The following is an 11,426-nucleotide window of genomic DNA, read 5'->3' on the forward strand; positions in this document are numbered from 1 at the left end:
ACCTATCTCCCGTCCTCGGGCCATGCCACGCCGTCCAGCGGCGCGCGCCGTTCCAGGTGATCCCGTCCGGCCTGGGCGAGGCCAGCGATCAGCTTGCCGCCATCCTCTTCCAGGTTGACCGCGCCGATTTCCTCCAGCTTGCGCAGCTGCGTTCTCACCCATTCGATGGAGCGCGACACCAGATAGACGTCGAGCGCCTTCTGGATCAGATCCTCGCGCAGGTGACCGTTGAACTCGCGGGCGATGGCCTCGAGGATCACCAGGCGACCATGCCGCTCCAGGTAGTCGCGATATCCCTCTTTCAACGTTCTTTCCCTCCGTCGAGCAGGAAGATCTCGATCCGGTTCACGACCCGGGTAACGCCAAGGTGGCTTTCCTCAAGCCTCCCGAGCGCACCCCGAACCTGTTCCAGCGCTATGCGCAGCTCATGCACATCGTCTTTTGGCGGCAGGTGGCCCACATCGCTTTCCAGCGTCTGGATGCGGCGGTCGTGCTCGATGAGCTTGCGCTCGTGCTTGCCGATGGTGTGCTCGTTCGCCTTCGATCGCGCAGTCAGCCAGGTGTAGAAGATGCTGATGATTGCAAGGAGTGAAGCGATGGCCGCCGACCAGTTGCGGATGTCCTCGATCATTTGCCCTCGCTCGCACAGTCGATGCAGGTGACGGCCGATGGCAGCGCCTGGCGCCGGCGTTCGTCGATCGGGTCGCCGCATCGCCGGCATGTGGTGGCGCCGGGCCGGTCGAGGGAAGCGCGGATCCGGCCGATCGCCGCATCGCGCTCCTGTTCGACGCGCAGCTCCGCCAGTTCCTTGTCGAACTCGCTCGCCTTCATCCCTCCACCTCGAAATAGCGGTGCCGGGGCGTGGAGACCTGCCAGATCGCCTCGCGGCCGACGATCACTTCGTCGCGCCCGGTAACCTCGAATTCGCCTGGCGTATCCGCGCGCCTGGTGTAGAGCCGCTGCCCGTAGACGACCTTTTCTTCCTGCAGGCGCTGGTTGAGCTCGGCGAGCGATCGGCAGGAGCATTCGAACATGAAAAACTTCCGCCGGCCGTCAGGATGAAAGTCGTTCAGGTCGATGCGATAGACGGCCTGTGTCATCACTTGCCCTTCATCGCCTTGATGGCCTCGACGCCCTGGGCTCCGAGGTTCTTCAGCGTGTGGCCGCCCATGTAGAGCGCGACGAACCAGGACGTCAGCGTCATCATCACGCCCATGTCCATGCGCGAGCCGATATCGGTGCCCGCGATCGCATCGGTAACCGGCACGATGAGTAGGCGAACCGTCCACATGAGGCCGAGCAGATACATCCAGCCCCAGCGCCAGCCGCTCTGCCAGATGCCCTGTCGCTGTTCGGCCTGCAGCAGGGCGAACTGGCCGTCGAGGCCGCGGGACCACAAGGCTATCAGTTCCGGCATTCGGCCCTCGACGGTCTCGACCGCCTCTTCCAGGTCCGCGCCGTTGACGGACGGAAGTTCTTCGGGTTCGACGCCAAGGACGCCGGCGATCTCGCTCACCACCGTTTCCGCCAGGCGTCCGCCCGCCTCTCCGAAGCGCTCGCCCAGGACGCGGCCGACAAGCTCGGCTCCGACCTTGGAGGCGACCCCGGCCAATATGCCGACGATCATGCTCATATCGCTCTCTCCGCTTGCGTGGCGTAGGCCCGAGCCCTGAGCCGGTTGACATGCGCGCGCCAGAGCAGCCAGGCGGCGAGCGCGATCAAGGCGACGGTGACACCCGCGACCGCGATCGCGGCGAGCGCGTCCATGTCGACCGGGGCGGCTACCGGAGCGGCCGGCGCACTTGCCGCCGCGCCGGATCCGGCCGCCCCCTGCTGCCGCGAAGTCCCCTTTGCCTTGCTGCCTTTGTCCTCAAGCGCAACGATCACCTCGGCAACGTCGGATTTCTCGGCCAGTGCCCACCTGGTCCACAGCGCCTCGCCTTCGGCGACGCGCCGCGTCCAGCCCTTGCCGAAGGTCGCCCAGTGCTTGAACGTCCGGTAGATGGAAAGCCGCCTGGCGCAGAGCTTGCGGACCGTTTCGTGGTCGGGACCGCCGATGACGGCCATCAGGCTCTTGCGCGCGGCGGCCGGACCGGAATTCACCGCATAGTCGAACACCGCCCCGTCGACGCCGGAGGCAAGCGTGTCGCACCCGGTACGCTCCCAGTAGTCGTCGTGATAGATCCGATTGACGAGATCGCCCCGGATGTCCTTGAGGTCGGCCTTGGTGGCGCCCGCCTTGTGAAGGCGCAGGGTCGCAAGCGTGATGCCCTTGTTCGTGGCGCCGCCCGGGTCTTTCGGATGGTCCACGTAGCCGCCCTCGAAGCTCAGCGTGAACGCCAGCGATCTTGGGAAGTTCTTCTTCATCCGAAGCCCCGCCATTAAGCCGCGCGCCGGCCCATGACGAAGTGCGGGGCCGGCGCTGATCCTGGATCAAATCTGGCAGGTTTCGCGGGAAGGGTTCATCCACGCGGGCGCGCGGGTGGAGCGACCTTGGAGGCGGGAGAAATCAGAAGAGATCGAGCTGAAGCGCGTCGTTCAGCTGCCAGCGGCGCACGGTCGCCACGTCGGATCGAACGGTCCTCGCGATGGCGTTCAGGCTCTCGCCGCGCGCGAACATGACCTGGGCAATCCATTTTTTGCCGAGCGGCACCTTGATGTAGCCGTGCCCCATCACGGCTGCAAGCATGGCGATTTTTTCGGCGCCGAGCAAGCCTGCTGCCATCGACCGGGAAGATGTACCGGCGCGTGGCAGGTGGATCTGCGAGCCTCCGAGCTCAAGCAGCAGCCTGATCGTGTCGTCGACGCCGAGCGCATCCACATAAGGCGCGATGTTTGCCGGGATCTGAGGCTGTACGTCAGGCATCTTCCATCCGTCCGGTTCGCGTCGTCAATTTCAGTTCCTGGGCCGTCAGATCCTTGAGGCGGACCGTCAGCTCAATGCGCCGGTGGCTCATTCTCGGCAGCTCGGCGATGCGCCGCCTCAGTTCCGCCCGCTCCGCCCTCAATCGTTCCAGCTCCGCATCCTCGCGCCATGTCAGAAGCGGCAAGGGAGCGGAGCCGGCCATGTCAATCGCCCTTTGCCGCCCTGATACAGCGCCCGAAGCTCTGCATTGCCGCCAGCAAGGTTTCGTCCGTGGCCGCCGAAATCTCGCTGCCGATCGGAACGCCGAGGATCCGGCACTGCGCCTCGATGACGGCGAGTTTCTCGGCGCGGCCGTCCTGGAATTTCGGCCACGTCACATCGGCCTCCCGGGCGATCCAGGCCTTGAGGGCTTCCACAGCCTTCCGCGCGTCCTGTGCGTTGCTGAGGAAGCGCACGTGATCAATGCCGGTCTGCCGCCTGACGAAAGCGATCAGCGCCTTGTCGTCGCGATTGCGGACGAGGCCGAGGTTCCAGGCGGAGATCCAGAGTGCCTGGAGTTTCTTCGCGAACCGCCCTTCAAGCGGCGTTCGACGACGGCTTGAAGACCGCTCGAAGCCGAGCCGGCCGAGCTCCTGGATGACTTCGTCATGCTGTTTCGGGCTCATCGCCCGCAGCGACCGGATACCGGTCACCCGCTCGTAGAGATCGCGGGCGTCGTCGCCATCGATGCCGAGCTGCTTCAGGCCGACATGGATCTTGGCATAGGCGCTCATGACGGCGCCCTCCCGAAGAGATCAGAACTCATCGCCCCCCCGCGGGTGCAGGGCCGGCCGAGACGATCACATATTTTAATGTGATGACATCCATCCGGCGCCGGTGATAAAAGCTCGGCCGCTGGCCAATGCCGATCGTCGACAGGTCGACACGGTGATCGCCGTCGGCCCAAAGCCAGCCTTGGTGAGGGCCGCAACCGAGGATGCGGCCCGTCTCCGTATCGATCTCCCACCACAGGAAGTCCTGGCCGCGATCCTCGAACTCGATGCGCTGCACGCCGCTCATGTCAGGCTCCACCTTCCGTCGATCAGGTCATCCAGCCACTGCGGCTCGGGGTGCTCCGCGAAACCGCCGATTTCGGCCTGGATGTCGCGCACGAGGTTGAGCTGGCGCTCGCAAAGGTCGGCCATCATCTCGTCGCAGGTGCCGGGGACCGGGATGATTTCGTTGGCCCAGTCGCGCTCCAGCTCGCAGGCGCATTCCACGTCCGAGCGCAGCGTGTGCCGAAGCTCCGCCAGGGCGCGCTCCAGAAGTGCCCTGTGCTTTTCCGTTGCGCCGGTCATTGCGGCAGCCCACGCACCTGACCTTCGGCCCAGGCGAAAAACGCTTCGTCAAGGGCCTGCTCGGCGCGCTCGTATTCATCACGGGCATCCGCATAGATGGCGTCCATTCTTTGGAAAACCTGCTGTGCGGCGTCCCGAGCCGATTTGGCTTCCGTCATTGCCATGCGAGCTTCCAGGGCGGCGGCGTTTGCCTTGTGAACTTCATCAAGGCGCAGGCTTCGTGGAGATAAATTGCTGTCGGTCTGTTTCATGGTTCGATCCGTCTATTCATGATTGTCAGCAATTCTGGACGGGGCCTGGCTGAGCCAGGCCCGGCCCTCGTCGTTCGCCGCCCTGGAATTACTTGCCCCATCCCCCGGCGGTCTTGGTTTCGGCTTTCGGCTCGCTCCAGCCTTCGGCAATTTTCGGTTCCCGGTGGTCTTCAGGATTGAAGTTGCGCGGCCGCCAGTCCTGTTTCACGTATGTGCTCGCACGGGCCGTGCCGGGCATGCCGTAGTGCACTGCGCAGAATTGCTGCAGCCCGGGGCGGGAGCAGTCGATTGCGCTGCTCGCGGGGATTGCCGATCCAAGCAGGATCAACACCGCGAAAACGAATGAAACTGCGGAAACGAGTTTGTGCATGCTGGTTCCTTTCAGTCTTGGGAGGAAGCGGCGCTGACCGCCGTCTTGTTGTCGTTGAGGGGAGGAAGGAAACGGAGCAAGAACCTGGCGGAAGGCGATCTTGATCGCGCTCATGACCCAGCTCCGATGTGTCGGTCGGCGGCCTGAACCCAGTTGCGCACTGCGCCTCTCAGGCCCATGGTGCTGGTCGCACGGATCCCGCCGATCGTGACGGCCACACCGTCCCATCTGTCGCTGATCTTGGCGTCGAAGCACGATTTCAGGCGCCGTGCGAGGTTGTTCATCTCGTTGCGATCGCGGACATGCCAGGCGGCAGGATCGTCCTTGCGGTCCCCGGCCTTTCGCATGGCGTCGTCGAGCATTTTCGCCACCTGGTCGCGGAGGGTTTTGAGATCGCTCACGGCGTCGATCCCTTCTCGAATTCAATGCGATCGGCGAGCATGCGAAGGAATTCCGAGAGTTTCTCGTTCGAAGCCTCGGCAAGATCTTGAATGAAGCGATCGGTTGGATCATCGCCGTGGAAATCCTGAACTTCATTCAGCACTTCCGCGAAAAGTTCCGGATCACGAGCTAGTTTGTTGCCGACCTCAGAACCAGACACTGCGCTATAGAGAAATGCCATCGTCGCCCCCCTCACGCTCGTGCCAGGTCGATCGTGACGGGCTGCCATTGGCCGTCCGGTGTGTCGCGCTCGTAGCAGCGCACGTAGGTCTTCGATCCGACCACGCGCATCGCCGCCCGGATCGCCTCCATCGCCTTCAGCCACCGCTCGTCCGCGATATCGAGCCTGAGCAGCATGAAGATCTCGGACCGGTTGATCTGGCCGGCCTTGTCGGTGTTGAACGCGCGGGTGACGATGGCGCGGATCTCCGGCCGGCTGTCGGCCGCCCATTCGTTCAGGCACTCGTCGATCAGCCCCTTGGCGACCTGCAGCTGCGGCCCGAAGTCGATGTAGTCGGCGACCTGCACCTGCACCTTCATCAGCCCGTCGAAGCTCATGAAGGTCTTGTTGCCCTTCGCGCCGCCCTTGGCCGCGCCGTATTCCTGCGCCAGCAGCGCCTCGAAGGCCGACAGATCGTCGAATGTGTGCTGCTTGAAGCGGGAGATCTGCGCCGAGAGATCGCGGGCGTAGGCCATGATCTTGCGCACCGTCTCGTCCTCAAGCTTGTGTTCGGGCTTGATGGCTTCGACGGGCACGAGATTGCCCTTGGCGTCGCGCAGGTAGGACTTGCCACCCACTTCGACGATTTCGTCATCCCACATCGTGGTGTGTGTCTCGCTCACCTGGCTTCTCCTGATTTGCGTTGATCGAGGGCGGAACGGCCCGGTCCCGGGTCGCCGAGCATTCCTGAGTTCCGCTGGCCGGCTTCCGCCGCCAGGATGAGGTCCAGGTGCGGGCTGACGCGGTATTTCCGGAACACGACGCGGGGCCGTACCGTTTCCTGGTGGCGCCGTGGCGATGCGGTCACCGGCGCGGGCGAAGGCGTGGCCGGCGGCGAAGCGGGCGATGGCGGGGCGGGTGAAGGCGGCAGGTCTTCGGTCGCTTCGAGTACCAGCGCCTTGTCGATCGTCCGCGATACGTCGTGGATCTTCCGGCCAAGCCTCTCGGCTATCCACCAGTCCTTCTCTCCGAGCGTCCGGAAGCCGACCGCTCGCGCTATGTCGTCATAGCTCCAGGGCCTCATGCCGAACTCCCGTTGCCAGGACCGGTTGCCAGTCTTGGCCGAGGCACCACAGGAAGCCGGGCAACCCGCCCTGACGCGAGGTCGGCTTCCGTGATCCTGGCCGGTCCGCTGACCTGTGCCGTCTCAAGGGCGCGCGCGCAGCGGACCATGTCGGCAAGCGCGAACTTCGCCAGCTCCGTGAGCGCCGGCGACAGGAACAGCGAACCGTCGCGGCTCACGTGCTCGTCGATGAACTGTCGGAGCGTCCGGATATCTTCACTCAGCATCGCCGCCTCCCTTGATCAGGGAATGCGGGCAACCCGTCCGGCATGCCTGATGCATCCGCACGCGATGGGCGTTCGTCGTGGCGAAGGGCTTGCGCTGCCACGAAAGGCAGACGTTGCGCGCCATCTCGCCCATGACCGGGCATGTCACCGTTTCGGACATCAGCGCGCCGCGCGAGGCCTGCTCGAAGCGGGCGATGTCGCCATTGTGGTAGCTGTTGGAGAGCACCTGGCTGACGGCCGAGGCTGAGTAGCCGACCTTGCGCGCGACGGCCGCCTGGCTCTCGCGATTGCAGGCCTCCGCCAGCACGATGATCCATTCTGGGATCGTCGCGCCCCAAGCCAACCGGGCCTTGGCGACGTTGTCGGGCCGGTTGCCGGAAGCGGCGCTCATGACGACACCTCCTCGGTCTCGACAGGACCGACCAGCTCATGCCGGTTCTGGTCGAACACCACCTTGGTCCGCAGGATCATCGGCGGCAGAGGTCCGGTGTTCATGTCCGGTGCCAGCCGCCAGATGCCGGGTGCGCCGGGCTTGCCCTTGACCAGCGGGATGAGGTAGCCGGCCTTGGACAAGGCCTTGATGTAGGCCTGCGCTGAAGCGAGGCTGATCGCGGTTTCGTCGGTCGACCCCCACAGCGCGATATCCTGCGCGGTGAACCCCTGCCGATGCGCGCCGGAGCGCATCGCGTTCCACATGCATTTCTGCTTGCCGGCGCTCTCGATCACCGTTCCGTCCCGGCGCACCCGCGGCGTGGCGGTCTGGCGCACCGTGGCCCGGTAGACGGCTTCCGGTCGCGGCCCCCGCTCGCCCACCTTCTCGACGAGGCCGGCCTTTTCCAGCCGGCCGAAGAAATCGTCCACGTCCCGGCGCCGTGCATTCGACATGCGCAAGATGTCGCCGCGCGTGAATGTCTCGCCCGCCAGCTCGTGCGCCTGGATGACGCTCCAGAAATGATCGATGCCGCGCTTGGGAGAAGTGCCTTTGGCCAGGCTCAGCTTCAGGACGATCCCCATCACGCAGCCTCCCGGCGCGACGGCAGGTGACCGCGCGAGAAGTAGCCCCGGCCGGCCCGATACTCGTCGAGGCCAATCCGGGAGACGCCGAGGACGTTCGCCTCGATCGCGATCGCGTGCAGCGTGTTGCCGATGCGGCGGACCCGGCCCTCTGCCTCCGAGCGCGCCTTGTCGAGCAGATCGTCGGCAATCGCGATCTGCGGATAGAGCGTGCGCGCAAGCACCCGGGTATCGTTCAGATCGCACGGCTGCGCATAGCCCATCGTCAGCACAAGGTCGCGGAACCGGTCGACGCCCTCCAGCTTCTTGGGAAACAGTTCCTCGCCGATCAGCAGCACCGGCACGTTGCTCTTCTTGGCGATCATCCGAACCAGCTCGATCATCTTGCGATCGACCAGCTTGTCCGCCTCGTCGATGATGAGCGGCCGCCTCGGATCGCGCGCCAGGATGGCGATGATCTCGTCTTCCAGGTCCGCCAGGGTGCCGCTCGCCGCCGGCCGGCCGAGCTCTGCCAGGATGGAGGTCAGAAGCTTCTTCTTCGTCCAGGTGTCGGACACCTCGACATAGGCCGCATCGGTCTTGTTCTGCACGAACAGCGCCGCCACGCTCTTGCCGTAGCCCGAGAAGCCGGCGAACACGCCGAGGTTCGGCTGCAGCGGGTGACGGTCCTGCAGCGACCGGACCAGCGTCATGCAGGCGCTGACGTTCCTGATCGGCGCCGTATCTCCGCTATTGACATCCATGTTAAGCCCCATCAATCTGCCCTTTCAGTGATGTGAGTGAATTGCCTTGGCCCCGTTCCCGCGGGGCCTTTTCCTTTTAGTGGGCGATCCGCACGGCGTGCTCGAGCCCCCACACCTCCATGATGTCGACATTGGTCCGGTACTGCGGCGTGCGCTGGTAATGCCCCAGCCAGCGCAGCTCCTCGGTTGAGATCTCGGCCTGACGTCCGCTGGCGATCGCCATCTCCAGCTGGATTGCCCGGTAGAAGCGCTGGCCGGCCTCGTTGAGTGGTTGGTTCTGCCGGATCGGCACCACGTTCTTGAACGCCTCCGCCCGCTCCAGCATCTCCTCGACCTCGGCCAGGTCCTCGGCCGTCACCCTGGCGTTGCCGGCCTCCCATTCCCGCAGCAGCTCCTCGTGGATCGACCGGGTCCTGTCGTCGATCGGCGCGGGCGATGCCGGCTTCAGCGGCAGCACCGACGCTTCCTTCGCCGCCTCGATCGCCGGCGTGACGTGCTCTTCCTCGCGCTTCGGCAGCGCGACGACATTCGCCTTGGCGGCCTCTTTCTCGTCCGCCTTCTTGCGATAGAGCCTGAGCGTGCGCTCGATGCCCGATGGCCCCTTGCCGAGCTCGCGAAGCTCGGCCTTCGCCTCCCTCTCGCGCTCGGCCAGCATCTCGCGCGCCATCGCCTTTTGCGCCTTCACGAACTCGGTGCGGTCGATGTCGCGCAATTCCGGGCACACGGCCGCATCCAGGAAGCTGCCGTCCTCGGCCGAGAAGGCGTAGACCTTGCCCATGTCGATCGGATCGAGCCGCACGATCACGTCCGTGCCCGGCAGGATCAGCGGCGAGCTGTAGTAGACGTGGTCGATCTTCAGGCCCTGCGCCGTCATGCGGCGGCGGCCGTCCTTGCCGGCGAGCGGCATCAGCAGCACGTCCAGTGCGCGCTCGTCGACGCGTGCGACAGGCGTTGTCGAGCGTTGCGCCGCCTGGTTGGGCGAAAGGCCCTTCAACTCGCCTTTCAGGCCGCCATGCGGGCGTTCGTGGTAGTAGACCTCCAGCCACTCGTCGATGATGGCTTGCAGCTCGGCGGCGGTGAGTTCCACCCCGAACAGCTCCGCGTCATCCGCGCCAAGGCGTTCCGAAAACGCCTTCTTGCCTTCGATCGCCTTGCGCTCCGCCACGTCGTGGCCGACATAGCCCGGCAGCTGCGGTGCGAAATTGTGCTGGAATGTGCCGATGACGCGCTCGACATGCCCCTTCTCGGTCGGGCTGTAGGCCCGCGACACGTCCTGTTCGATATGAAGATCGGAAAACAGGCGCTGCGTGGCCTGCGCCTTGAAGTCCGAGCCGTTGTCCGTCTTGATCGTCTTCGGCACGCCCCACTGGATCACCGCCTTGCGGATCAGCAGGCCGACAGCCGAGGCGCGTGGCGTCTTCGACAGGGTGATGACCAGTCGGCGGGTGGCGAGATCGATGCAGGCATACATCGAATGGCGGCCGTCCGTGCAAAGTGCATCGACCGGCGAGGCGTCGATCTGCCAGAGCTGGTTTGGCTCCTTGACCCACCGATAGGCGCCGGTACCGCGCATCGCCATGGTCGAGCGGTATTTGTCCGGGTTCGTGTTCTTCAGGATCACGACCCGTTCTTCCTGCCTCAGCTTCCTGATGAAATGCTGGAACGTCCGCACCGGCGGCAGCGGTTTCAGCTCGCCATGCCGGTCGGCGATCTGGCCGCCGAACTCGTCTTCGCAATAGTCCCGCAACGTCCCGGCCGAGAGAGCCGGGTTCTTGAAGATCCACGCCAGCACGAAGGCGCGCAGCCGACCGCCCTCGGCGGTTTCCAGCAGCCCGGTATCCTTCTTCGCCTTCGAGCGGTCGCAGGCCAGCGCCGCGCTGCCCTGGAACTTCACCTTCTCGCGCCAGCGCATCAGCGTGCGCGCTGAAACCCGCCTGACGACGCCTTGCGCCCAATCTGGCAAGGGGATGCGGCCGGAATTGTAGAGATCCGCGAAATAGGCATCCGAGGCGAGCGCGCCGAGATCGAGCATCGCCCGGAACCTGTCCGCCAGCCGGACGATGCACATCCTGGCGTCGCGGTTCAGCCGTTCGCGTTCGGTAAGGTTCCCGGCGGCGGCAAGGGTCGGCTGCGCTTGTGCCTTGCCGCTGCCAGGCCCGTCTCCGCCCGTCATCGTCAGCGCCGGCCCGACGCGCCGCGACAGGTAGCAAAGCCTGACATCCAGCGGCAGCAGGTCCAGGTGGTAGCGCGTGATCGTCCCGCCGCGCCCCGTCTCGCATCTCACCTGGGCGTGGTAGCGGTGCCAGCCCTCTCGGTCGGCCAGGTCGTTGACGCCACGCTTCGTTGCAGGCAGCCCCGGCAATTCTCCGGCCTTCGCCGCCTCGGCGATCTCCTGTGCCGTGAACCACATTTGAACCTGGATTGGAGCCTGCGCGTTCATCGGCCTAGATCGCTCCCCACTTGGCCTTTTCGGCCGCCTTGAACCGTTGGATTTTCGCTTCCGCTTCCTCGGCCAGGTGCACGTTGATGAGCGCCTGGTACTTGGTGTCGATCACCACCTTGCCGAAGCGCTCCGCCACGAAGCCGAGCAGGTCCGTGCACCCCGTCACGTCGATCAGCGCGATGAAGCGCTCCAGCGTGATCCTGTGCGCCTCCGCCCCTTCCGAGGCATAGTTCGCCAGCATGTTCTCGCTCACCTGGTAGCCGAGCTCGGCGCTCATCGCCGCCGCGATCTCCGCCCGCGACATCGGCGAGGACTTGAGTGCCAGCGCCACCGCCTGGCTGATTTGCGAGGAAAGGCGCGAGCCGCGGATCGCGCCGGCTTCGAAGCCGGCCGCCACCTTGGGGGGCTCCCAGGAAAGAAGATCGCCGGTCAGGTTGTCTCCCCGCGCCTT

General features: G+C 65.2%; 23 protein-coding genes. All 23 read right to left on the bottom strand.

All coding sequences use genetic code 11. The annotated features are described in order from the left end of the window. Positions 1–2 precede the first annotated feature (2 nt). On the bottom strand, positions 3–305 hold the full coding sequence (locus H2509_RS13270; protein ID WP_182164894.1) for a VpaChn25_0724 family phage protein: 303 nt from the start codon (positions 303–305) through the stop codon (positions 3–5). After that, entirely contained in the window at positions 302–631 is a 330-nt protein-coding gene (locus H2509_RS13275) for a DUF2730 family protein (protein ID WP_182164892.1), read from the bottom strand. Before H2509_RS13275 ends, H2509_RS13270 begins: the two co-directional genes overlap by 4 nt. Next, entirely contained in the window at positions 628–831 is a 204-nt protein-coding gene (locus H2509_RS13280; RefSeq protein ID WP_182164890.1) for a TraR/DksA C4-type zinc finger protein, read from the bottom strand. Before H2509_RS13280 ends, H2509_RS13275 begins: the two co-directional genes overlap by 4 nt. Next, positions 828–1,100, bottom strand: coding sequence for a hypothetical protein (locus H2509_RS13285; protein ID WP_182164888.1), 273 nt, complete (start codon positions 1,098–1,100; stop codon positions 828–830). The genes H2509_RS13280 and H2509_RS13285 overlap by 4 nt, the downstream gene beginning before the upstream one ends. Further along, positions 1,100–1,633 (bottom strand): hypothetical protein, encoded by a 534-nt coding sequence (locus H2509_RS13290; RefSeq protein ID WP_182164886.1) that lies wholly within the window; start codon positions 1,631–1,633, stop codon positions 1,100–1,102. Before H2509_RS13290 ends, H2509_RS13285 begins: the two co-directional genes overlap by 1 nt. Then, positions 1,630–2,367 (bottom strand): glycoside hydrolase family 108 protein, encoded by a 738-nt coding sequence (locus tag H2509_RS13295; RefSeq protein ID WP_182164884.1) that lies wholly within the window; start codon positions 2,365–2,367, stop codon positions 1,630–1,632. The genes H2509_RS13290 and H2509_RS13295 overlap by 4 nt, the downstream gene beginning before the upstream one ends. A gap of 142 nt (positions 2,368–2,509) precedes the next feature. Beyond that, positions 2,510–2,866 (bottom strand): helix-turn-helix domain containing protein, encoded by a 357-nt coding sequence (locus tag H2509_RS13300; protein ID WP_182164882.1) that lies wholly within the window; start codon positions 2,864–2,866, stop codon positions 2,510–2,512. Then, on the bottom strand, positions 2,859–3,068 hold the full coding sequence (locus H2509_RS13305) for a hypothetical protein (protein ID WP_182164880.1): 210 nt from the start codon (positions 3,066–3,068) through the stop codon (positions 2,859–2,861). The genes H2509_RS13300 and H2509_RS13305 overlap by 8 nt, the downstream gene beginning before the upstream one ends. 1 nt (position 3,069) lies before the next feature. Then, positions 3,070–3,639: a regulatory protein GemA gene (locus tag H2509_RS13310; RefSeq protein WP_182164878.1), complete on the bottom strand. Its 570-nt coding sequence runs from the start codon at positions 3,637–3,639 to the stop codon at positions 3,070–3,072. Between the two features lie 28 nt (positions 3,640–3,667). After that, positions 3,668–3,925, bottom strand: a complete 258-nt coding sequence (locus H2509_RS13315; RefSeq protein ID WP_182164876.1) for a hypothetical protein — start codon at positions 3,923–3,925, stop codon at positions 3,668–3,670. After that, positions 3,922–4,203 carry a hypothetical protein gene (locus tag H2509_RS13320; RefSeq protein WP_182164874.1) on the bottom strand — a complete coding sequence of 94 codons (282 nt, stop codon included), beginning with the start codon at positions 4,201–4,203 and terminating at the stop codon, positions 3,922–3,924. Before H2509_RS13320 ends, H2509_RS13315 begins: the two co-directional genes overlap by 4 nt. Further along, a complete protein-coding gene (locus H2509_RS13325) occupies positions 4,200–4,454 on the bottom strand; it encodes a hypothetical protein (RefSeq protein ID WP_182164872.1) in 255 nt (84 codons plus the stop codon). Before H2509_RS13325 ends, H2509_RS13320 begins: the two co-directional genes overlap by 4 nt. 88 nt (positions 4,455–4,542) lie before the next feature. Next, a complete protein-coding gene (locus H2509_RS13330) occupies positions 4,543–4,938 on the bottom strand; it encodes a hypothetical protein (protein ID WP_182164870.1) in 396 nt (131 codons plus the stop codon). Further along, complete coding sequence (locus H2509_RS13335; protein ID WP_182164868.1) at positions 4,935–5,225, bottom strand: hypothetical protein; 291 nt, start codon at positions 5,223–5,225, stop codon at positions 4,935–4,937. The genes H2509_RS13330 and H2509_RS13335 overlap by 4 nt, the downstream gene beginning before the upstream one ends. Continuing rightward, complete coding sequence (locus H2509_RS13340; protein WP_182164866.1) at positions 5,222–5,446, bottom strand: hypothetical protein; 225 nt, start codon at positions 5,444–5,446, stop codon at positions 5,222–5,224. Before H2509_RS13340 ends, H2509_RS13335 begins: the two co-directional genes overlap by 4 nt. A gap of 11 nt (positions 5,447–5,457) precedes the next feature. Further along, entirely contained in the window at positions 5,458–6,087 is a 630-nt protein-coding gene (locus H2509_RS13345) for a DUF3164 family protein (protein ID WP_182164918.1), read from the bottom strand. Between the two features lie 17 nt (positions 6,088–6,104). Next, the gene (locus H2509_RS13350; RefSeq protein WP_182164864.1) at positions 6,105–6,509 is read right to left on the bottom strand and encodes a hypothetical protein; all 405 of its coding nucleotides are present in this window, start codon (positions 6,507–6,509) and stop codon (positions 6,105–6,107) included. Further along, positions 6,506–6,775: a hypothetical protein gene (locus H2509_RS13355; protein ID WP_182164862.1), complete on the bottom strand. Its 270-nt coding sequence runs from the start codon at positions 6,773–6,775 to the stop codon at positions 6,506–6,508. The genes H2509_RS13350 and H2509_RS13355 overlap by 4 nt, the downstream gene beginning before the upstream one ends. Next, a complete protein-coding gene (locus H2509_RS13360) occupies positions 6,765–7,166 on the bottom strand; it encodes a transcriptional regulator (RefSeq protein ID WP_182164860.1) in 402 nt (133 codons plus the stop codon). Before H2509_RS13360 ends, H2509_RS13355 begins: the two co-directional genes overlap by 11 nt. Continuing rightward, complete coding sequence (locus tag H2509_RS13365; protein WP_182164858.1) at positions 7,163–7,789, bottom strand: hypothetical protein; 627 nt, start codon at positions 7,787–7,789, stop codon at positions 7,163–7,165. Before H2509_RS13365 ends, H2509_RS13360 begins: the two co-directional genes overlap by 4 nt. Then, positions 7,789–8,532 (bottom strand): AAA family ATPase, encoded by a 744-nt coding sequence (locus H2509_RS13370; protein WP_182164856.1) that lies wholly within the window; start codon positions 8,530–8,532, stop codon positions 7,789–7,791. The genes H2509_RS13365 and H2509_RS13370 overlap by 1 nt, the downstream gene beginning before the upstream one ends. A 76-nt stretch (positions 8,533–8,608) precedes the next feature. After that, a complete protein-coding gene (locus tag H2509_RS13375) occupies positions 8,609–10,972 on the bottom strand; it encodes a DDE-type integrase/transposase/recombinase (protein WP_182164854.1) in 2,364 nt (787 codons plus the stop codon). 4 nt (positions 10,973–10,976) lie between these two features. Then, a partial coding sequence (locus H2509_RS13380) for a hypothetical protein (protein ID WP_182166137.1) occupies positions 10,977–11,426 on the bottom strand: 450 nt, incomplete at its 5' end.

The sequence above is a fragment of the Stappia albiluteola genome (assembly GCF_014050225.1).
Lineage (GTDB): Bacteria > Pseudomonadota > Alphaproteobacteria > Rhizobiales > Stappiaceae > Hongsoonwoonella > Hongsoonwoonella albiluteola.